The sequence below is a fragment of the Mesorhizobium sp. NZP2077 genome (assembly GCF_013170805.1).
Taxonomy (GTDB): Bacteria; Pseudomonadota; Alphaproteobacteria; order Rhizobiales; family Rhizobiaceae; genus Mesorhizobium.
In genome coordinates, this window is record NZ_CP051294.1 from 344,388 (window position 1) to 364,822 (window position 20,435).

At 58.1% G+C, this 20,435-nt stretch carries 19 protein-coding genes and 1 pseudogene; 2 read left to right on the top strand and 18 right to left on the bottom strand.

Annotation, left to right across the window (positions count from 1 at the left end):
• Positions 1-17: 17 nt before the first annotated feature.
• The 18 genes from HGP13_RS37435 to HGP13_RS37525 all read right to left on the bottom strand — a co-directional run bounded on the left by HGP13_RS37435 (position 18) and on the right by HGP13_RS37525 (position 17,362).
• A complete protein-coding gene (locus HGP13_RS37435) occupies positions 18-1,577 on the bottom strand; it encodes an ATP-binding protein (RefSeq protein ID WP_172235209.1) in 1,560 nt (519 codons plus the stop codon).
• A complete protein-coding gene (locus tag HGP13_RS37440) occupies positions 1,570-3,501 on the bottom strand; it encodes a PIN-like domain-containing protein (protein WP_172235210.1) in 1,932 nt (643 codons plus the stop codon). Before HGP13_RS37440 ends, HGP13_RS37435 begins: the two co-directional genes overlap by 8 nt.
• A 96-nt stretch (positions 3,502-3,597) precedes the next feature.
• Complete coding sequence (locus HGP13_RS37445; RefSeq protein WP_172235211.1) at positions 3,598-5,181, bottom strand: ATP-binding protein; 1,584 nt, start codon at positions 5,179-5,181, stop codon at positions 3,598-3,600.
• Positions 5,178-6,809 (bottom strand): radical SAM protein, encoded by a 1,632-nt coding sequence (locus HGP13_RS37450; RefSeq protein ID WP_172235212.1) that lies wholly within the window; start codon positions 6,807-6,809, stop codon positions 5,178-5,180. Before HGP13_RS37450 ends, HGP13_RS37445 begins: the two co-directional genes overlap by 4 nt.
• Positions 6,802-7,827 (bottom strand): DGQHR domain-containing protein, encoded by a 1,026-nt coding sequence (locus tag HGP13_RS37455; protein ID WP_172235213.1) that lies wholly within the window; start codon positions 7,825-7,827, stop codon positions 6,802-6,804. The genes HGP13_RS37450 and HGP13_RS37455 overlap by 8 nt, the downstream gene beginning before the upstream one ends.
• A 101-nt stretch (positions 7,828-7,928) precedes the next feature.
• Complete coding sequence (locus HGP13_RS37460) at positions 7,929-8,942, bottom strand: ParB N-terminal domain-containing protein (protein WP_172235214.1); 1,014 nt, start codon at positions 8,940-8,942, stop codon at positions 7,929-7,931.
• Complete coding sequence (locus tag HGP13_RS37465; protein WP_172235215.1) at positions 8,939-10,420, bottom strand: DEAD/DEAH box helicase; 1,482 nt, start codon at positions 10,418-10,420, stop codon at positions 8,939-8,941. The genes HGP13_RS37460 and HGP13_RS37465 overlap by 4 nt, the downstream gene beginning before the upstream one ends.
• A complete protein-coding gene (locus tag HGP13_RS37470; RefSeq protein ID WP_172235216.1) occupies positions 10,414-10,833 on the bottom strand; it encodes a hypothetical protein in 420 nt (139 codons plus the stop codon). The genes HGP13_RS37465 and HGP13_RS37470 overlap by 7 nt, the downstream gene beginning before the upstream one ends.
• Position 10,834: 1 nt before the next feature.
• The gene (locus HGP13_RS37475; protein ID WP_172235217.1) at positions 10,835-11,854 is read right to left on the bottom strand and encodes a hypothetical protein; all 1,020 of its coding nucleotides are present in this window, start codon (positions 11,852-11,854) and stop codon (positions 10,835-10,837) included.
• A 194-nt stretch (positions 11,855-12,048) separates the two neighbouring features.
• The gene (locus HGP13_RS37480) at positions 12,049-12,264 is read right to left on the bottom strand and encodes a hypothetical protein (RefSeq protein ID WP_172235218.1); all 216 of its coding nucleotides are present in this window, start codon (positions 12,262-12,264) and stop codon (positions 12,049-12,051) included.
• Positions 12,265-12,290: 26 nt separating this feature from the next.
• Entirely contained in the window at positions 12,291-12,599 is a 309-nt protein-coding gene (locus HGP13_RS37485; protein WP_172235219.1) for a hypothetical protein, read from the bottom strand.
• Positions 12,600-12,987: 388 nt separating this feature from the next.
• Positions 12,988-13,233 (bottom strand): hypothetical protein, encoded by a 246-nt coding sequence (locus tag HGP13_RS37490; protein WP_172235220.1) that lies wholly within the window; start codon positions 13,231-13,233, stop codon positions 12,988-12,990.
• Positions 13,230-13,652, bottom strand: a complete 423-nt coding sequence (locus tag HGP13_RS37495) for a hypothetical protein (RefSeq protein ID WP_172235221.1) — start codon at positions 13,650-13,652, stop codon at positions 13,230-13,232. Before HGP13_RS37495 ends, HGP13_RS37490 begins: the two co-directional genes overlap by 4 nt.
• Position 13,653: 1 nt before the next feature.
• Complete coding sequence (locus tag HGP13_RS37500; RefSeq protein WP_172235222.1) at positions 13,654-14,022, bottom strand: hypothetical protein; 369 nt, start codon at positions 14,020-14,022, stop codon at positions 13,654-13,656.
• Positions 14,023-14,773: 751 nt separating this feature from the next.
• Complete coding sequence (locus tag HGP13_RS37510) at positions 14,774-15,466, bottom strand: SMC-Scp complex subunit ScpB (protein WP_172235223.1); 693 nt, start codon at positions 15,464-15,466, stop codon at positions 14,774-14,776.
• Between the two features lie 2 nt (positions 15,467-15,468).
• The gene (locus HGP13_RS37515) at positions 15,469-16,425 is read right to left on the bottom strand and encodes a DUF1403 family protein (RefSeq protein ID WP_172235224.1); all 957 of its coding nucleotides are present in this window, start codon (positions 16,423-16,425) and stop codon (positions 15,469-15,471) included.
• 122 nt (positions 16,426-16,547) lie between these two features.
• Positions 16,548-17,087: a GNAT family N-acetyltransferase gene (locus tag HGP13_RS37520; protein ID WP_172235225.1), complete on the bottom strand. Its 540-nt coding sequence runs from the start codon at positions 17,085-17,087 to the stop codon at positions 16,548-16,550.
• On the bottom strand, positions 17,084-17,362 hold the full coding sequence (locus HGP13_RS37525; RefSeq protein WP_172235254.1) for a DUF1778 domain-containing protein: 279 nt from the start codon (positions 17,360-17,362) through the stop codon (positions 17,084-17,086). The genes HGP13_RS37520 and HGP13_RS37525 overlap by 4 nt, the downstream gene beginning before the upstream one ends.
• Positions 17,363-17,609: 247 nt before the next feature.
• Here HGP13_RS37525 and HGP13_RS37530 point away from each other — a divergent pair, with 247 nt between their 5' ends.
• Together HGP13_RS37530 and HGP13_RS37535 are read left to right on the top strand one after the other, a co-directional pair.
• Positions 17,610-18,749, top strand: coding sequence for a site-specific integrase (locus tag HGP13_RS37530; RefSeq protein ID WP_172235226.1), 1,140 nt, complete (start codon positions 17,610-17,612; stop codon positions 18,747-18,749).
• Positions 18,750-18,938: 189 nt separating this feature from the next.
• Positions 18,939-19,961 (top strand): annotated as a pseudogene (locus HGP13_RS37535) (ATP-binding protein); the annotation flags it as partial.
• Positions 19,962-20,435 lie beyond the last annotated feature (474 nt).

Sequence of the window (20,435 nt, forward strand, 5' to 3'; positions counted from 1 at the left end):
GCCATTTTCAACTTCTTTCACGAAGGCGACCAGTCGAACACATCTTTAACCAAAGCGCGAACTGAGTTCAGGCACGGCGTGGCCAAACGTTCAGCGAATACCACCATCAATTCCTCGAGGACTCTTTCCTGAATCTCTTGTTCGCGCTGTTCGACATCGAACACCGGCGCTGGCTCGGCCAGCTGGGATATCGCTTCGGTTTTGGCATCGGCGAGACGCGATCCAAGGTGGCGGAAAGAGGCAAGCGTCGGTGTATCAGCGTTTCTCGATGCCCGCGCAATCTGCCCTTGGATTTTGGTGATTTCCGCTGATAGCGTTATCACCTTGTCTTTGTTTTTGAACGATGCCGCTTTTAAACTTTCATAGCTCTCAAAATACCCTTCTGCCTTCTCGGTCAGCTTTTGCAGGGTCAACTGTGCTTCATTGGAAATTTCCTGCGCCGCGGAACCCAGGTCCTTACAGACGGAGTTTGCGATTTCCTTCTGCATGTCCTGCCAACTTTTCGTTTCCTCAAAACCATCACGCCGTGCGTTCGGGATCACGGCTTTGAGGTCGACATAGATTTCGCCCACGAACCAGTCCTGATATCGAGCGTTGGACTTCGCCCTTTGCTGAAAAATTTGGCGAACGACGTCGGTACCGTCGATCTGAATATTCTTGGCGCGTACACGCAGGCCTCGGTACTCTGCCTCCAGATAAGAGCCGGGCACGTCTTTGAAGCCAACCCATGCCCACCAAGTCTTCGATGAGGAGAAAAACGGCGTGACCTTCACCAGAGGTGTGAGGTCGGCACCGCCTTCAACGCTGTACGTCTTGCCGTAAGGTTTGTAGATCAGCTTTGGCTCCTCACCCGGTTCCTCAAGTATCACGTTGACCTGCGGAATACCGATCCCTCCTTCTGCCGCATGGTCGAGGATCTGCGCCACGAATGGAAAGTCAGGCGCGAACGGAACGGGAGCCACTTGCGACAGGAAGCGAGCCATTAGGTCCGATTTCAAGCATTCCTCAGGAGGCGAGGTAAAGCCATCAAGCACGACCTCGAAGAACGATGGCAGCGTTTTATCGACATCCTCGATCTCAACCGTGACGCACTGTCTCAGCAGCGCATCTGCGGTAAGCGTGCTGCCCATTGCAGGCGACATCAGCTCGCGCATTTTAGCGGCTTTGAAGGTAACGGTCGTCTGCTTTGGCTCGCCGGTTGCCTTTGTCCGGAACGTCAAGGTGTTGGCAAAAACGATGCCGGCCAATCGGCCAATGCCTCGAAAACCCGCGTCCGTCCGATAATCTTTCCGGGAAGCTCCGATGGAAGCAAGGGTGGACGCAGCGATGTCAACCGAAAGCCCCGCTCCATTGTCGCGAATGGTGAGACCCACGAAATTATCGTGGAAACTGACAGTAACCTTGCCCGCCCCAGCCGGGAGGATATCGAGATCTTCCACTGCTCGCTGTATCGAGTCGAAGCCGTTTTGGACATATTCTCGTATCGCGTTACGAGATTCCCCGTACATTCCGACAGTCAGCGTTTCCAGGATGAAGGCACCAAAATACGGCTCGACGCCGACCGAGACACTAGTCATTGCCATTCTCCAGTTCATTCAGCCAGACTTCAGAGGGATTCTTCAGTCCGGTGTGCTCTCCGATCTCGAAGACGTAGTCGTCGTCCATTGTGGGAGAAATCAGATTGCGGGGTAGACAGTAGATCTCGCTCGCCCTGTTCAAAATCTCATTCACGGTGGCGGGAGAACTTCCAAGGAGCCTGCGTAATTTTAGTTCCGGCTCTGCCTGCTCTTCCAAGACCAGTTGCTGTTTCGCTATCCACAGCCCGATTAGCTGGTTTGGTGGCTTGAGTTCCGTATTGAGTACAAATTTTGCGCGCATCGCTTTCGGTTGAGGTGTCGCGATATAAATGGGTCGTTTGGGAAGCGTGACCATCTTGCCATCGAGAACCGCTAACGGAAATTTTGCAAAACCTTGCGTTTGAAAGTCTATCAAACGCGCGCCAACCGGAAACGATGGACCCAGGCGCGCAGCTTGATTGCCCTCAGCAAGGTACATCGACAGGATAAGCCCGAAATACAGATAGCTCGATGTCACTGGAGGGATCGCCTGGAACAGGTCCAGGAAGTCAGATAGCAACAACGCCGTCTGACTATGATGTATCGCGCTTGTTCCGAATTTTCGGGCGAAGATCACGAGCTCGTCGGACGACATGCTGCCCAGCACATCCGCTGTCAAAAGATCCTCTATTGTACAATCGCTTTTGATCGCATTGGTCAGTATAGTTTCGGCCTTGCCAACAGCAGCAGTTGAGGCCACCGTAAGATCGCGCGACGAGAGCATGGCGCGCTTGAGCTTCGGATCAGAAAGAGTGAGGCCGTTAACATCAAGGAAACGAAAGCCAGTCCGAGTGGTGATCTCGGCCCTTGCTATCGAAACCGCTCTTTCACGCTTCTCGATCTCCTCTTTCTGATGGTCCTTTTCTGATTTCGGCTTCGGCATTCCCGGTAATGTCGACACGCTGACGAACGCAGGTGCTCGTCCCGCGGCTTTCGCGATAAGCGCAAGTCGACGGTTGTCGTAGAGACGCAATTTCTCTGCCCCCGCGCTCCTCCACGCTTCGAAGCCAAGACTGGGATGAGCGGGCCGTTCAATTGAAGCGTCGTCACCAGGCAACGGGGCCATCTGCCAATCTGATTTACCGTCGCGCGTCAGGACAACGATTGCTTTCGCCCGCTTCGAGCGGGCATGATCCAAAATCTCCCGCCAGAAAATCAGGTCCCCCCAACGGTTGCGGCCCTCTTCTGCAGTCTCTCCGTCGGTCTCGACCTTGAGAGGCTTCTTTTTTCGATCCTGGTAGCCGGGCGGCATCCTGCCTTCGTATCGTGCGGACGCGACCGCATCGAGGCTTTCGAAATAACCAAAGAGTTCGCTTTCGCGAAGAGCATGCGCATTCGCAAAGGTTGCTACTTCGCGCGAATTTGCTTGGAATTGCTCGCTGCAACCACTTAGCATATCGGTAAGCCCCCCGAGTGAACTTAACACCTCACGCGTGCGTACAAGCTGTTTCGTGTTGTCCGAGGCGCCTCCAAGGGGCTCGTCAAGGAACGGGTAGAGAAAATCAAAACTGTGCTCGGCGATATTCCTTATCCCGGCAAGATGCGACGTTAGCTCATCGAGAACGGTTCGGTCTTTCAAATGACGGTAATATTCGTGGGCAGACCAAGCTGGTACAGCAAGGCGCGTGCCGCAGTAATCAGAAAGCCACGCGACCAGCTCCCCACGCGATTTGGTTCCAATTCTGGTCATCCACATGAGGAAGGAAGTGTCGACATAGACAAACGTGCGCGGCGCCTGAAGGAGGTCGGCACCTTCTGCTGCAAGATCCTCGGCAGGCACGCCTGTCAGCGGCAGGAGAAATTGCGCCAATTTTTCATATTCAGGCTGATGGCCGCGCGTAGCGCCGGCGCCCCGAGCGCGAACAGGAGATGAACGATTTTTCAACTGGATTGTTGCCCCAGGGATTTCAATTACCTGCCGATATTCATGCAGGCGGAAGTAGTCGTCAACCGAAAGCTGCAGGGCGATAATACTTTGGCGTCAAGAAATCAGGTTGCCGTCACCGAGCTTCGCCATAACCTTGTCGACCAATGCCTTTGCGACGCTCTGGCTAGATGATACCTGATAAAGTACCTCGCAAAATCGCTCGAAAGCCATTCGCTCATTGTCCGCGACACCTTTGATTTCTGCTATTTTCGGCTGCGTCGAGAGCTCAAGGGATTTCTCGACTTCTATCACTTTTTCGGTATAGCCAGAAAGGTCCTCATTCTGGAGCACCGTCTGCGAGAGCGCTTTCTTTGCCTTCTGGCAAGCATCACGGCCCTTAGCCCACCAGTTCGCATATTCTGACTCACCCAGGACCCCCTGCGCAAGAATATCGAGCGTCTCGTTAGCGATCTTGAGCTGAAGTTCTGTTTCTCGTAGCCAATTGCGTTTGATCGAACTCGTCCTGCATAGGTGCGCGATTTCTCTGGCAAGCGGGGCAAGCTGATTGGTGAGATTGTGGTAGTGGGCGTTCTGTTCGAAGTGATCACGGCGCCCATTTGGGACGATTTTCCGATCGACAACGTGAATTTCACCGACGGCCCAAGCGTTAAATCGAAGTTCGGGAAACAATTCTTCGAGTAGGTTGTGCTCGCCAATCTGCACATTTCCAGCACGAAGCCTCAATCCCTTCACGCCGGCGCCATTCGGCAGCGCCCCCTCGTAGTCGTGATGAAGAACCCAGACAATCGCGGCAAGTTCACCGTCGATTGATGAGATTTCGTTGACGGAAAGTCGGCTGAAACGGATTGGATTGTGGCCAGGCGGCGTTAGCACGTCACGATGCGGCCGTAAGACGGGCCGGTCGTTGCCCTCGATGCGAATATTCAGTTCTCCAAGCGCGACGACCTGGGCAAGCGCTTTACGGATCTCGGCACCAAATTGGAATTCCGACGCGAACGGAACGGGAGCGACTTGGCCCAAATATTCGTCGACAGCCACGGGGCTCATCAACTTGTCACTGCGTAGGCGAACGACCCCCCGCAATTCAACTTCGAAGAACCGCTCCGGATAGTCACCGGACGGCTTTTTCCTGAGCGTCGCAACAGAACGTATCAAGCTTTGAATGTCGCCATCGGTTTCGCGCAAGGCCGACTTCAATCGCCGGCAGTCCCACGTCAATTCGGCAACAGACGAATCTGACGCTGTTCTAGAGCGGAAAACGAGTTCCTGCGCATAGCCCAGGCCCGCAAGGCGACCGACGCCTCTGAAACCTCGGGCTGACGTGCCACGCTTGCCGCTTGCACCCAAGGCGGCCATCTTGCGGGCGAAATCGGCGTTTGACAGACCGGCACCATTGTCGCGAATGCGTATGGTTCTCGTCGTCGCATCAATTGTGATGGCGACCTTCCCAGCTTCATCCCCGGAAAGCAGCCCGCGGCTGTGCGCGTCGTCGATGGCATCGGCAGAGTTCTGCACGTACTCGCGATAGACCGTCATCGGGTCGATGTACATCGCGCTGGAAACCAGTTCCAATACGTCCCGACCAATGGTGATCTCCTCAAGAGGCTCACTCTGGCCTCCGGCTTTTGCGGCATGGAGCGCCGACCGGTTTATCCGTGTTGTGGCTTCCGTCGTCATGCAACAGCCCTTTGCTTTGGTGCGAGCTCTGCGGTGATAGCGATGCTCTCTTCCTCATAGTCCAAACCAGCGTCTTCAACCCGCTCGTCTTCGGCGAGCCCAAGGTCAGACATCGATTCCAGGCGGACCAGTTCCTTTTGCGTGGCCCATATTGTTGTCAGTTCGTCCTTAGATGCCGGAATATAGAACCGCAAAATTTGCCGAACTTTATCGTTGGCAGCAAAGTCGCTTAGCATCACGAATTCGCGGGGGTCGCGGGACGAGAGCAGCTCCATGAGCTCTGCCCGCTCGTAGCTGTCGAGCGAGGCGAACTCGGCCTGAAATTCGTAGAGCTTCTGATCCTGATCGTATCGCTCGTACCAGGTACGATTGAAGATGAAATCGTGCGGCATCATCAGGATGCGCGCATAATCCTCGAAGGTGTCTCCAAACGCGTGCTTGAAGAAGGCCGGCGCCCCGCTGACGATACCGTGCGTCGCCTGCAGTACAATCTGCATCGACCGAAGTTGGTAACGGGACCACTTCTCTCCGATATGACCACGGTTCGGGCGGTTGGTCGGCTGGTACCGCATCGGAAATGACCAAATGCGGATCCCGAGCTCCTCGTTCAAAGTCACGTTCAAGCGCATGCGCTCGAACAGATCCTCCGGACCGTCATGGAAATTATAAAGCATATAGTTCGACAGCTCGGTCAGACCGTACTCTGCCGCATAGCGTACGGCCTGTTCGTACGGCTTCTTGACGCCGAGATGGTCGAAAGCGATCCGCAGGGGTTTCAGGCAAATGGTTGCCAATTCCCGCAGATACATCGGATCCTTGCATAAGATCCGTGCATCGACGCCCTGATTGAAGTCGACCCGGCGCTGAACCGCGACTTTTGCACCAGGTCTCATGAGCTTGGCTCCGGGTACAAAGCCCAGATCGCGGATTTCCGCAATGATTTCCTTAAACCTTGCGGATGCGACAACGTTGTTGTCCATGAGGATCAGGTCCTTTTTAGGACCATAATGCTCGTCGATTGCCCGGACCAGATCGGTCAAGGACTCGGTATCGCGTTGCATCCCCTCCAGCTTTGGCACACCGCAAAAATGACATTTGCGAATGCAACCGCGGGAGGTGTAGGCAAAATAGGCGTCTCGCACCGGATAGCGGTAATCGATCTGAGAGAGGATATCGTAATCCGGAACGAGATCCTCAATCGGTCGTCCTGTCGTGTCGCTGGAATAAAGTTCTTCAGCAAATTCGTCGAGCTGCAAAGACACGGCAGGTGAGTCCGAGAGCAATCCTTTGATAAACCTAACGCCGTGCCAGCGACGCTCGTCCAGAAAGCGTTCATGCATAAGAGACGCAGCAATGCCGCCGACAAAAACCTTGTCAGCCTGGCCGTTGGCGACCTCAAGAGCAAAATCGATCGATTGGGAGATCTTCGGATACTCGAAGGAAAAAAGCGTCGTTACATAAATCCGGTCCCACGCCTCATTCATGACCGAGCGATCCTCGCCCTTTATGAAACGGACACGGTCCCGTTTGCCACGGGGGCCATGGTATTGGGCGATTTTCATCAGGCCCAATGGCGGGTACTTGTTCTTGTACCCTGGCTCGATCAGGAGGATGTTCTTGTTAGCCATTGCTGACGACCTTCAAATGCGCGCGCTTTCGGACATCGCGGATGTAATCGACGGCCTTGCGGACACCGCCCTCACCGCCCACTCCCTTGAGTTGGCCATTGGTTGACCAGTCAACATGGAGCCCGAAATCGGCGAGCATGTTGACAAAGTAACTTCGGTCGGCGTCGACCACGCCCTTGGTTTCATTGTAAAGATCAGCGGCGATGTCCATTAGTGCGTAAACCCCCACGCCTTTGTTCAAGATGTGTTTCCGATGGTTCGACCATTGATCGGGAAGGACGTCAGCGACAGCTTTCCAAAATGCCAGGACCACAAGAGCGGCATGCTCCGGCGACCGCGTCTTGAGGATGCGTGTCGCAGTCAAAAACCGCTTGATCGCCTTCTGCATGGTCCGAAGCGACGCACGCCGCTTCAATCCGGATGTGCTGTTGCCGCCAAGGTCAAGCTGGCGGCACCAAGGCGACTCGACATCGTTGTTCAAGTGCAGGGCAATGAACAGTTCAGGCCTGTCGTTTGCAAGATCGCCCGCCAGATGGGCATCATGAAAGTCGAGAAGGCTGGTGCTGAGCCCTTTCGCCTTGCTGTTGATCGTGTTGAAAACCTCCATCTCCTCGCGAACCGTGAGGCCCAGAAAGCACATGAACGGCAAGGAGATGTCGACGTCATTGAGGTGGCCTAGGCGGTGCTGGCAATCGACCTGAGCCATGACTTTGCCGGCAGCGGGGTCAATCTCGAGGCGAGCTTGCCCTTGCCCGGTTTCGACAAGGCGCCAGGCCGTATCGCTTGGCCGGAGATTGAGCGTGAGCGGAATGGTGGACGCGTCTGGCTGGCGGATGTAGCGACGGAAATCCAGACTGTGTTGGGAATTAAACCGGCGCTGGTATCCCGTCTTCGTATCTTCGTTGAGGATATCGGCAAAACTCAGAGAATGGAGAAGTTTTGCGGGGGCAAAGCCAAGCAAAACTTGACGGCCAGCCGAGGCGCCGATCGTGCAATGAATCGTTAATGGAGCAGACATGATATCCCCCGGTCGCACAATTTGCATTCCCCGGATGCACTTTCGTGCACGAAGCACTGCAAGTCAAGCTTTGACTACGAGCGAGAGACAGGCACATCATGCTATTTTTTGGGATTGAGCTTGGCGCTTACGGCCTCTATCCGGCCAGCCAGCTTATCGAGTTCGAAGTGAATTTTCTTGCGCGTCTCACCTTGCGCATGACTGAGCGCGGATTCGACCTCGGGACGTGCAAGCCATTGACGGAACTTGGCAAGTTTTTTGTAAGGGGTGCTGTCGGCACCCGCCTCAACGGCATGCTCATGCGCATCCTCGAAACCGTAGGTCCGAGTTGAAAACTTCTGGAGCGCTTTTGAGGCCGAACAGATCACGGGTAGACGGTCCCGGACATCGACGGCGCGGGCAATTTCACCGGACTTGATCTTTTCAACGACCAGATTGTCGAAACCCTGTTGAGAAAGCCTGGCCTTGCGGATCGTCGAAGACTTCAAGTACTCGTCATAGTAGCTCCATTTCGAGGTGTCTGGGTCGCCATTGTCGAGCATGAACTGATAAACCGCGATGAGGTGTTCCACCTTCCGTTTGGAAAGGCCGATTTCCAACGCGAGTTTCGAAGAGTCGATGTCATGCGCTTTTGACCGACGGTAGAGAAAGCCCGCCTGCTCAAACGGCGCCCAGTCTTTCTTGCCCTTGATGTGATACTGGCCGAGCAACGCAAAAATGAGTGACTCGTCAATGTCCGCCGGAAGAAGACGAACCTTCATACGGCCCCATTTGACCGGATCGGTCTTCGCCAGTCCTCGGTAGGCGGCCAGGCGACTATTTCCCTCCAAAACCTCCAAGGACTGAGCGCGCACCACGACCGGGTCGGTCAACCCACCATCCCGCTTGATGTCCTGGATCAGGGTTTTGACGTGATCCATCTCCAACAGCTTGCGCTCGATATCCGCTTGGCTCGGCTCCTCGCCGTCGACACGCAAGATCGAGTAGACACGTGGATTGTCGACGAAAAATCGAAGGTCCTTCTGCGCGATGGTACTGGTGACCACGGGGACTTCGACGCCGCGGATCAGAAGCGTTTCTCCCGTTGCTTTCGCGGATTCTTGGGCCGTGTTCATTCTTCCTCCCGCTTGCCGAGGCGCAGCACGTCGCGGACCATTTCCCCGAACGCATAGTCTGCAAGTTTATCGTAGTCGGCCCGACTGATATCGCCTTGGCCCAGTTGCCCTGCGAGGTGCTTTGCCGAAAGAAGCGCATCCACCCATGCATCGACGGTTTCCGATGCAATCAGATTGGTAACGAAACAGGGCCGATTCTGGGAAATTCGGTGGATACGGTCCTGCGCCTGAAGATAATCGTCTAGACTGAAGCTGCGATCGTAAAATACGGCATGGTTGGCGACGGTGAGCGTGAGGCCTTCCTTCGCAGCCCCTGGCGTCGCGACCAGCACCCGCACGCTTTGATCTGTCTTGAACGCAGACAGCGCCTCTTCCCGTATAGCTATGGTGAGGCCGCCGTGAACCACAACAGCCCCGAATTCATCGAGATGCCGGCGTAAAAGCTCGGCGTTTTTGGTGAAATTGGTCCAGACGATAATCTTTTCATTAGCGTCGATGGCGTCGTGGACGAGGTCGTCGAGGGCCCCCATTTTCCCGGGCGTCGCCTTGTAGGACTGATCGATCATTGCAGGATTGGAGGCAACCTGCACCAGTCGCAGCAGACGCTTGAGGATTTCCTCGGCATCATCGAGCACCGGGCGACCCTGCGTGACAACAATTGCCGCAAGCTCATTGCGGAACTGTCCGTAGATCTCAGCCTGTCGCGGCTCGAGCTGGCACTCGACGTTTCGAACCGTCTTGTCGGGCAATTGAAGGCCCGCCGTCTTCTTTGTTTCTCTCACGGTGAACGGACGGATTTTTTCAAAGAGCTGCTCAAGCTCTCCCGCAAAGGCGGCGGCACGGGTCTCGTCATGGCCGAGGTCATTCGTCAGGTCGAGATTTCGCTTGAAGGAGGTGAAGTCGTCTCCAAGGCTTTCGCCTTGATCGAGAAACTTGATTTGGGACCAAAGGTCATATGGTCGGTTCGCAACCGGCGTGCCGGTCATGATCACCTTACGCACGAAGCTTGGCCCGAGGCCGTGAAGTGCCTGGCTGACCTCCGCATCGGGGTTCTTGATTTTATGCGCCTCGTCGAGAACGGCCCCGACCTTGCGCGTTTTCACGAAAAGTTCCAGCCGCTTTCTCTCGGAAAGGACGACCTCGTAATGCGCCAGGTAAATCCGTGCCGGGCTGTTGAAGGCAAAAAAGTTTGCGTTTCGGTCCTGACCAAGGATCCGAGGTCGCAGGTGGCTGTGGCTAGCGATTTCGACCCGCCAGTTTTCGATCAGGCTCTTCTTCGTAATGATGAGCACCGAGTCCGCTATATCTCTCGAAAGCCATGACAGCGCCAGGTCAAGGCCGATCTTTGTCTTTCCCAGACCCTGCTCGTGGAAGATTGCTGCGTAAGGCATGTCGCGGATGGCCGAGAGCGCTTCGATTTGATGCGGAAACGCAGATTGTTTTGCATCGAGGCTCGCGGCCTTTTGAAGTTTTAGCATGCAGTCACTCCGAGCCCGTCAAGGACAACGGTTCGAGTATCGCAATCAGCGAACGGTGATTTCAGCTGTGAGAGCATCCGCCGGGCAGTGGCGCCGGCGGTCAGCGGGACGCTCAGCGCAAAAATCCCATTCGGCGTCTGCGAGAGATAGGCCAGGAACGCGGTAATCTGGTCCCGTGTGTGGTTCGTCTCGAGATCTGCCGTTGTTTTCGCTTCCCCGATCAGTGTGGCGGTGGTGGGGACATCCGTGGCGTAGAGATCTGGCACATAGCCATTGACGCGTGGCGGTCGTTCGCCGCGGATGGGCCTGACCGCGTCATCCCTGATGGCAAGACTCGCAAGTGCGCCCAGTTCCCTTTCTGCGAACCCGACAAGGGCGGCCACGAGCGACGCGTGAGACGCAGATTCCGGCATCTCAGGAACTCAGCCCCAGCCATTTCAACAGCTTTGTGAGTTCGGCCTGGGCATCCGTCAGCGCCTGCGCGGTATCGCCGCCCGGTTCCGACTGGATCCGCTGTTGTTCATCATATTGGAGAGCGGCGATACGGCCGACAAGGGCGCGGGCCAGCTGCCCAATTTCGGCTTCCAGCAGTGTCTTGTTGAGGTCCGGCTTCTCAAGCACGGCTTCCGCCTTGCGTGCCCCATGTTTGAGGAAGATTTCCCTGGCTTTTTCATTTCGCAAGATTCGAGGAAGCACGCGGACTTTCTGCAATGGGAACAGCTTGCCGTCATGGATCCAGCGCGCGAAATCTATGCAGTCGAAACCGGCAGCCGTGATTGCCTGCTTGATCCCGGGTTTTTGAAGCTCAACGAAACCGCTGAAGCGGGTCGTATCGAAATCGCCATCCTCTCCGATTGCGGGCCTGTAGAACTGTTCCATGTCGGAATAAGCGTTGATGCTCTCCACGACTTCGGACTGCCGACCGCCGCAATAGTCGACGATCGTTGCGAATGGCAAATGGTCTTGGGTGCGTAGCTCGTAAAGGTATTTTGCCTTGGAGTACGGATCCCAGGGCCGCGTTCCGACCAGGTGGATTTGCAGACGAATGGCGTGCACCGAGGCATCATCGATCTCGTCGTGAACGAGAGCGGGGATGTGTGTCCAGCTACCTTTCACCTGTGTGTCGATAAAGTGCTTATAGAGGGCAACGCGCGTATTGCCTTCGACGCAGACCAAGCTGCCGTCCGCTCTACGGTTGAGGATAACTGGCTGGATAATGCCGCCATTGCTGATAATCGACTGCTTCAGCTTTTCGAATGTCGTGCTGGTCGAGCCGCCAACATCATCGTCGTTGCCAGCACCAAGTGCCAGAAAGATCGCCTCGGGCGTCGGGTTGTCACCGTACATTTCGAGGAACTTGCGAATGCGAGGATTGGATCGGTCGAGTTCAATCTGATCGACAGCGACGATTTCATGCTTGCCAGCGTTGACCAATTGCTTCCCCTGCCCCACGGCTTAGTAGGGAACACACTACAACTCTTCTCCTAATGGTCTATCTATCAGCAGCCAATTCCACTAGTTTTAGTTGTCAAGAAAGCGCCTTTCTTTCGTCGCTGCGCTCTGGATGTGAATTTGCGCCGAACGGCGCCGGTTCTGGTCCCTCAGTAGATAGAATTTTGCAAGCAGAATCAAATTCTTGATGACAGTCGGCGGTGGGTCAAAGTTCGGGTCTGAACCACATCGTAGATGTCGAGATCATACTTGAAGGGGGTCGAATGCGTGACGCCATTGCGAAAGTCGGTCAGCAGTGAAAACCCGTCGCGGGTGGGCTGTCCCTGCTTGGATTTCAGGCGCTTGCGCAGCCGTTCCGAGCAGTCCGTCGGATCCCCCTCGATCTTGAGCAAGCGGGTACAGGCCCGGATTTGCTCCGCTAGGCTAACGTTCCGAGCATCGACTGCGTCCAGCCTTCCGACGTGCTCAACACATAGGCCGCCAGTGTTTCCAGTGCGGCTGCAGACATGATGACCGCAGTTTCGGCGGCGTCGGCGCGGGAAAGGTTCGCAATCTTGTAGTAGGCCAGAGCCCGCCCGATGCCGTGATGGGCTTCGGGTGGCTGAACGGCCGCCATGTAGCCGGAAAAGAGTGCCGGCAGGTTGTCGATAATTTCCCAATGGTACCAGTTTTTTGGCGCTTCCAGTCGATCGGCACGGGAGAAACCCAGAGACCGGAAACCGCCCATGGCGGCGTTTCGGACTTCGCCGAACCCGACCCTCGTGCCTTTAATGAACCCAAGAAATCGCAGACGTGGCTTAGGAAGTCATAGAGTTTCTTGGCTGTCAGGGGCCTGCCATCCAGCGACCGCAGCCTGACGCGGTGCGAGATGGTTCGGATCAGCGGCGGACGGGTGCCTGCGCCCATTGCGGACTGGAAGTGATCAAACGGTCCCAGGATAGCAGCCAAGTTCCCGTCTTGAAGCTCGATATTGACGGGCTTGGGATGAATGGATGGGCCGTTCAGAATGACGGCCTCCGCAGAGGCCTTCGATTTGCCCGCCAAATCCAAGGGTGAAAGGCCGGCAAGCGCAGTAAAATCTTCATGCCCTCGAACATGATACCGATGCCCGATCATCAGGAATGCGGCCGTGGTGCCACCCTCGAAAGTGACTTGACGTCCTGGTCTATTTTTCTAAACCCGGAATTAAGGCTCCCTGTCCATGTCAGCTGGATATCCAGGTGCTCATCGAGTTGCAGCACCGCATCGCGGAACTCAAAAGTCTTGCCATCCATCATGATGGCAACGACCGTGTCGGTCAGCTCAATAGGCCCATGCGGCTTGCCCTCATAGAAGGAAACGTCCGGATGTTCGACAGTCAAGCCACCTCTCCCCCTGGCACACCCGGAGTCTCTAACCGTGGGAGCCCGCCGGCGGCCTCCAGCCATTCCTTGATCTCGGCACTTTCGAAGACAAGGCCGATGAACATCGTCCGCTCATAGAACCGCAGCAGCCAAGCCGACTCCATTCCTGGCGTGTCGTCAATCCGGCCATAGCGGTAATCGAGGATGTCAGGCTCGGCGTGGGCAGGTTGCAAGCGCAGAAGAACGTCTTCAGGCAAATCAACCTTCAGAACGTCCACGAACAAGTGGTCGTCGGGCACCGCCGACCGTAAGCCATGGTGGTGGCTCAGCCCCCTGATGATCTTGCGCAGTGTGCCCAGAATCCTCGGATCGCGCCCAGGATAGATTTTGAAGCGATCCTCGCCCTCGTCGGCCGCCGGCTGCATCAGAGCATACATGTCAATCGCCCGCCTGCGACCATCGATGATCGAGACTGCGCCCGATCGGGCCCTCCCAAAGCTCCTTGACCGCCGCGTTCGCATCGCCGGCAACAGTGATGACGTTCCGAAAATGCGCGTCATCGTCGGAGGTCCCGTTGTTGCAAGTCTTGCAGGTTGGGATCACGATGCGTTGGAAACGGCTTTCCGCCTTGGTCGCCGGATAAAGTCCGCGCGGCACCACGTGCTCCCGGGTGACCAGTCGCAGTTCTCCGCATAATGCACAGTGAGCCGGGCGCCTCTTGCCCATTGTCAGATCCTTGAACCAGATCCCGTCAGTCTGCCATGGCTGGCGATCGACGCGGTAGCTGCTGGCGGCCTTCGACCGCAAGCTCCCCACAGATTTAGTTGGCTGCAGGTCGGCCCCCTCCCCGCCGGCGGTAGCGTCGCAGGGTTGAGCGCCGTCTAGCAGCCCTGCCCGGACTTCCGAAAGCCTCCATTATTGGGACAAGCACCCGTCCGCGTCTTCGACAAATTCAATGATGTCGACGATCACATCCCGAGCGCCGCATATGACATCAGGCGCTGCACCCGCCGCATTTCATACACAGCTGTCGCGAATCATCGTCACATGGGTGTTGGTTTTTCACCAAAGCTTTAGATTGTAACCGGCCGCGAGGTCCGATCTTCGACCTCGAAAATTGCGGATCGAAGGGGCGAGCGATCACTTGGGGCGATCGCATCCCCAAAGAATTCAAGCCTCATGGATGTTTGGGAGGCGGAGCGTTCTTCTTCGCCATATTGTGCCGCGCCAAAGACAGCTGATCCCGTTTTCCGTCAACAGGCACGGCGGCTTGGGCGTTGTCAGCGCCCAACAATCGTGTTGTTCACCCCCGCTTCCCAGACTCACGCATCCTACAAGGTTTGATAGCTTGCGCTAACTCTCCCAGACTGATTTGTCGCTGAGTTGGGTTTGCTTCAAAAGATCCCACGGGCGCCGAGCCTGCCCCTTCCGATCATCTCGCGTAGGCCGAGATCGCCGACCAGATTGAGCGCCTCTGTCCGGAACTGCTCCTTGTCCGAAAACCGCCTCTACATTTCGGACACGCAACTGCCAGCGGCTCTTACGCGCCAGCGGCCAGTTAATCCTCGATCCCTAGGTCGGCGTTTTGGTGATTGGAAGAAAAGTCGGGCACTATGTCGCCGGCCAGCAGCTTCTCCTTGGACAGTAGTCCGGCGTCCTCGAGCGCCTCGAAATCCGGCAGCTGACGCAGCGTCTCGAGCCCGAACTGCGTGAGAAAAGTCTTCGTCGTCACATAGGTGTAAGGCGCGCCCGGCTGCGGCGAGCGCGGCCCCGAGGCGATCAGCTCCTGCGCGCGCAACACACCAATCAGATCCCGCGACACCTCCTTGCCGAAGAAGGACGACAGCTCGCCACGTGTGATCGGCTGGAAATAGGCAATGCACATCAGCACGAGCGCCTCCGACTGCGACAGTTCTTTTGCCCCCTTCCCCGGCGTGCCAAACGCAGCGTGGATGACGTCGGCAAAAACCTTTTTAGTCCGGTGCTGCCAGCCGCCGGCGACGGACACCAGCTCGTAGGGGCGGCCGGCGAGCTCGATGCGGATGTCGTCGATGATCAGGTCAATGTTGCAGTTCCTTCCCACCACCCGCGCGACGACACTACGTGTCACCGGTTCGCTGGCCGCAAAAATGACCGCTTCGACGCGGCCCATCCACTCACGCCAGCGCAGTTCCGGCGGCAGGTGATCGAGCTCGGTGTCAAGCAGCGCCGGCTGATCGTTCGGCTTGTGGCGGGCAGAGGCTTCGCTCATCGCTAGAGTCCAAACAGCCGGAAGATGGGACGGCCGGAGAGCTCGCGCACGGCCTCCAGTTGCTGCAGCCGCTCGAACAGCCGCCGCGATGCAAAGCGCGACAGATCCTTCGTCGTCAGCGATCCAGAGACGGCGTCTTCGTTGAGCAGCAGGAAGATTACCTCGCCGGCACCCTTGGCGCGCAATTTCGGCGCCACCGCCAGGAGCTTTTCGGCGCGGCGCGACAGCTCGCCAGCCAGCCGGCAGGCCTGCGCCGCCGCTTGAACAGACGCCACGCAGACCGCTCGCTCAAAATCTCTCTCCGAGGGCCGGATGCGCTTGCCGCCGCCGGCCTCGGCGCGGAAGGCCGGAGCAAAAACCTGCGCCATCAACAGCGGCAGCGGCCGCGGCCAGCGCAGGCTTTGCGCCAGCACCAGGTCGGCAACCCACCAGGCCAAAAGCTCGGCATCGGGGCGAGTGGCGACGATGTGGGCGGCGATCGCCGCGGCGGCGAACGGTGCCGGCCGGCCCGAGCGCGCCAGTTCTTCGATCTCCGTGCAGAGCGCCGCAAGCGCGGCGCCGTCCCAGGCGAACCCGAGCAATTCGACAATCTTGGCCAGCCGATCGGGGGTGGCGGCCGGCGGCTGCCCGGCCAACTGTCGCCAGGCACCAAGGATCGCGCCGGCGGGTCCGGGATCGGCGCCGGTCGGACGCAGGTACCAGGCATCGCGCAACGCGGCTTCGTCCTCGGCGCGGCCAGCCAGCCGCATGCTGGCGGTGGCACATTTCAGCGCCAGCCGCTGACGCCAAGCCCCGGCCCAGGCAGGCTGCGCCCGGGCGAGCATGTCGAGCGTGCCCAAGGCGGCGCCGGCCTGGAAGGCGGCATCAGCGTCGCTGGACGCGTCGCCGGCGGCGAGCGCCCAAGCGGGGACGGCCGGCGGTGGCGCGGGATTGGCGGTCGCGGGATCGAGGCGAATCATAGTTTCGAGGGTAAAGCGCTCGTGCGCTTTGTGCCATGAATTTCGCACCAAAAACGCACAGCCTGTCGCGGAGATAAAACGAATGATAATCTTGCATTATCGTTCGTTATTGAGAAACATGCTCAGAGATGGCCCGCAGCCCGCAAAGCCGCCGCGAATGTCGCCAGATGGATCGCCAGCCGAAGCGGCTGACCTTGCGGCTGGCGTTGTAGCCGCTCGGCGCCGAAAGAGGCGTACCAATCGGCCGCGCGTTCGCTCTTGGCGTCGATGATCAAAAGGATACCGCCGCCCTCCGTCACCAGCCGCAGACACCGCCTGGCCGCGGCCGCCAGCAGCTGACCGCCCAGCCCCTGCCCCGCTACCGACCTGTCCGTGGCGATGCGCGCGAGCAGAAAACCCGGCACGTCGTGACGCGCCAGCCCCTTGGTCATGCGCGCCGGCACGACTGCATGGTCTACGGCCGCGGGTGCGATCGAATAGAATCCAAGGATCCGCCCGGGCCGTCCGGTCTCTATCGCACAGTAGGTCTTGGCGGCGTTCTGCTCATGACTCTGGCGCGCATAGCGAGCCAGAAACACATTCATGTCCGCGTCGCCGCAATCGAAGCCGCTGCGATCGTGCGCCTTCGAGATCGGCTCCTCGTGCCAGGCCGGAAGGCTCATCGATCACGCGGCAAGGCGGCGATGGCGGCGCGCAGCTTTTCGTTCGGCGGCGGCGGGTTGTCCAGTAGCTCCAGAATGCGCAGAAAATCCCGCTCCGAAACCTCTATCTTCTCGGCGTTCTTGATCACCGCTTCGGCCTCGCGCAAGGCCGCGCGGGTGACGAACTCCGTCAAATCGGCATGCACGAGCGCGGCTGCCCGCATCAGCGTGGCCTTCTGATGCGCGGCTACCCGCAGGTTCATCCGTTCATTCGCTTCAATCGCTGCCCGAGGCATAATATCCTTCTTCACTCCTTGGCTATTTTCATTGAGTTGACGGTCGCAGTGTAGCTGGATCCCGGCTCGCTGTCAAAGATATGTGTCTTAAAGGCGTACATAGAACATAGACCATCTTCAACGAAAATGAAAGCCGTTGAACATCGTACAGACCGCCGCGATCTGACCAGGGCATGTTCGGCGCTGACATTCCAGCCAATCGTCCCCGACATGATATGTTGCGAATCATAGTTGAGGATCCGCGAGATTGCCCGAACAAGATGACCTGCCTGATATCGTGGAGATCGTCCACGCCGTGGGGCGAGATACCGCTGAAGAGTCAAATGCGCGGTTGACGGCCGCCAGGAATGGTCCCTCCCCTGCCCTGCCGGAGCAAAATCCTGTCGACCGGCCGCGCTTGCCCGGCCACCTTGAGCACCTCGCCGATCGCGCCCGCGACTATGTCGAGGCGGCGAGTTCCGCCAACACCCGCCGCGCCTATAGCTCGGATTGGAAGCATTTTGCCGGCTGGTGCCGGCGCCAGGGCGTCGAGATGTTTCCGCCCGATCCGCAGGTCGTCGGCCTCTACATCACCGCTTGCGCCTCCGGCAAGGCGACCGGCGACAAGAAGCCAAACTCGGTGTCGACCATCGAACGCCGACTTTCCTCCCTGGCCTGGAACTATGCGCAGCGCGGCCAGCCGCTCAACCGCAAGGACCGGCATATCGCCACCGTTATGGCCGGTATCCGCAACACCCACGCGTCCCCTCCCCGGCAGAAGGAAGCGATCCTGCCCGAGGATTTGATTGCCATGCTTGAGACGCTTCCCCGCGGCACCCTACGCGGTTTGCGCGACCGTGCCATGCTGCTGCTCGGCTTCGCGGGCGGCCTGCGCCGCTCGGAAATCGTCGGCCTCGACGTGGCCAGGGATCAAACCGAGGATAGTCGTGGCTGGGTCGAGATCCTGGAAAAAGGGCTTCTCGTCACCCTGCGCGGCAAGACCGGCTGGCGTGAGGTCGAGATCGGTCGCGGCTCGTCCGACGCCACCTGCCCAGTGGTGGCGCTGGAGACTTGGCTGAAGCTTGCCCGCGTCGCCCACGGCCCGCTGTTTCGACGCGTCACCGGTCAAGGCAAGACAGTGGGAACTGATCGGTTGAACGATCAGGAAGTCGCCCGCCTCGTCAAGCGTGCGGCACTCGCCGCCGGCGTACGCGGCGACCTCTCGCAAGGCGAGCGTGGCCAAAAGTTTTCTGGCCATTCGCTGCGCGCCGGCCTGGCTTCCTCCGCCGAAGTTGATGAACGCTATGTGCAGAAGCAGCTTGGCCACGCCTCGGCCGAGATGACACGCCGATACCAACGCCGGCGAGACCGTTTTCGCGTCAACCTCACCAAGGCGTCGGGATTGTAGAGGACGAAGCCCCTCCCCCGACAATCTGGCATACCTCTTCCAGATTCGGCCGTGCGCGCGAATGGCTTAAGGTTGCCCCGATCTCGCTGGTCCGTCCTTGCAAATCAGGAATTGCACTCCATAATTGCTAGGATGATAAAGCGCCGGATCGAAACGCAACTCGCCGACTTATAAACACCATCCCCAGCGGTGGGCGTAATTGGGCCGCGCCAGGTCAGCAAGACCACGCTTGCGCTCGAATAGCCGAGACACGGCCGTCGATCTATCTCGATCTTGAGTCCGATAAGGACAGAGCCAAGCTCGCGGAACCGGAGCTCTACCTTGCCGCGCACGAAGACGAGTTGGTGATCCTCGATGAGGTCCATCGGCTTCCAGACCTCTTCCAAAATCTTCGTGGCTTGATCGACCGCGGTCGCCGCAGCGGGAAGAAGACCGGGCGCTTTCGGCTGCTGGCGTCCGCTTCCATCGACCTCCTCAGGCAGACTGGCGAGACGCTCGCCGGCCGTATCGCCTATCTTGAAATGCATCCCTCGGAGGCTTTCCCGACAGCTTTCTGACGGCAAGCGACCGCGCAAGTCAGCGGTGGCGGCAGGACTTCATCCGCACCTACCTCGAACGCGATATCCCACTGCTCGGGCCTCGCATTCCGGCCCGAAACGCTGCGCCGCTTCTGGACCATGCTGGCATATCATCAATCCGCCCTCCTCAACGCTGCCGACTTCGTCCGGGCCGTCGGAGTCGATCCCAAGACAATTGCCTCGTACCTCGACCTGCTGGTCGATCTGCTGCTGGTGCGAAGGTTCGAGCCGTGGCATGCCAATGTCGGAAAGCGTCTGGTCAAGTCGCCGCGGGTGTACGTGCGCGACAGTGGCATTACACATACGCTGCTTGGACTGACAACCCTTGAGGACGTTCTCGCCCATCCCGTGGCCGGCACCAGTTAGGAAGGTTTTGTCAGTGAGACATTGATTGCGATCGCACCATCGGGCACAGAAGCCAACTTCTATCGCACATCCGCGGCGCCGGGATTGACCTCCTCTTGACCCCTCCAGCCAGCCAGCCTTGGGCGATCGGAATCAAGCGCAGCCTGACGCCGAAAGTGGAGAAGGGCCTTATCTGGCGTGCGAGGACGTAGATCCGAGCCGTCGCCTCGTGGTCTATCCAGGAGCAGAGCGCTTCCCATTGAAACATGACGTCGAGGCAGTGCCGCTTCATATCCTTGCGAAAACGCTGGCCGAATTTGGCGGATCGGCTTTCGCCTGGCTCTCTGTCCCCTACCACCCGCTCCATCCGGCACACAGCGCCTTTACGGTGTTTCACTCTGTCGCTGACCCGCTGGGCCTTTTCAAAGCGTTGTCGCTGCCTGGCCTGCGCCTCTGCCGTTGAAGACGGTGCCGGTTGATGCCCCTCCCTCTCATGCGAGCGCTCGCCGGCGGCGAAATTTACTGCCGTAAATATCGACACTTATCACAGCGAAAACACGCATTTAGGGTGGCGCGTCCAGCGTGGCCGTTTATCGCCGTTAGCTTCGTGGGTGTCCAGTAGACAGGCCTTGGCGACGGAGGCCGGGCAAGGCGTTAACCTTTTGTTAACTCAAAATTTCTTGCCGGTAGTCGCGAATCGGAGCTTAATGGCGCTTGTTGAGGGCATAGCTCACAAAAAGCGCCAATTCGGGTTTTGACGAGA

Excerpts from the sequence above, each read along its gene's own strand:
- HGP13_RS37435 (WP_172235209.1), bottom strand. The coding sequence starts at position 1,577 with ATGACTAGTGTCTCGGTCGGCGTCGAGCCGTATTTTGGTGCCTTCATC.
- HGP13_RS37445 (WP_172235211.1), bottom strand. The coding sequence starts at position 5,181 with ATGACGACGGAAGCCACAACACGGATAAACCGGTCGGCGCTCCATGCC.
- HGP13_RS37450 (WP_172235212.1), bottom strand. The coding sequence starts at position 6,809 with ATGGCTAACAAGAACATCCTCCTGATCGAGCCAGGGTACAAGAACAAG.
- HGP13_RS37455 (WP_172235213.1), bottom strand. The coding sequence starts at position 7,827 with ATGTCTGCTCCATTAACGATTCATTGCACGATCGGCGCCTCGGCTGGC.
- HGP13_RS37460 (WP_172235214.1), bottom strand. The coding sequence starts at position 8,942 with ATGAACACGGCCCAAGAATCCGCGAAAGCAACGGGAGAAACGCTTCTG.
- HGP13_RS37465 (WP_172235215.1), bottom strand. The coding sequence starts at position 10,420 with ATGCTAAAACTTCAAAAGGCCGCGAGCCTCGATGCAAAACAATCTGCG.
- HGP13_RS37470 (WP_172235216.1), bottom strand. The coding sequence starts at position 10,833 with ATGCCGGAATCTGCGTCTCACGCGTCGCTCGTGGCCGCCCTTGTCGGG.
- HGP13_RS37485 (WP_172235219.1), bottom strand. The coding sequence starts at position 12,599 with ATGGGCGGTTTCCGGTCTCTGGGTTTCTCCCGTGCCGATCGACTGGAA.
- HGP13_RS37495 (WP_172235221.1), bottom strand. The coding sequence starts at position 13,652 with ATGTATGCTCTGATGCAGCCGGCGGCCGACGAGGGCGAGGATCGCTTC.
- HGP13_RS37510 (WP_172235223.1), bottom strand. The coding sequence starts at position 15,466 with ATGAGCGAAGCCTCTGCCCGCCACAAGCCGAACGATCAGCCGGCGCTG.
- HGP13_RS37515 (WP_172235224.1), bottom strand. The coding sequence starts at position 16,425 with ATGATTCGCCTCGATCCCGCGACCGCCAATCCCGCGCCACCGCCGGCC.
- HGP13_RS37520 (WP_172235225.1), bottom strand. The coding sequence starts at position 17,087 with ATGAGCCTTCCGGCCTGGCACGAGGAGCCGATCTCGAAGGCGCACGAT.
- HGP13_RS37525 (WP_172235254.1), bottom strand. The coding sequence starts at position 17,362 with ATGCCTCGGGCAGCGATTGAAGCGAATGAACGGATGAACCTGCGGGTA.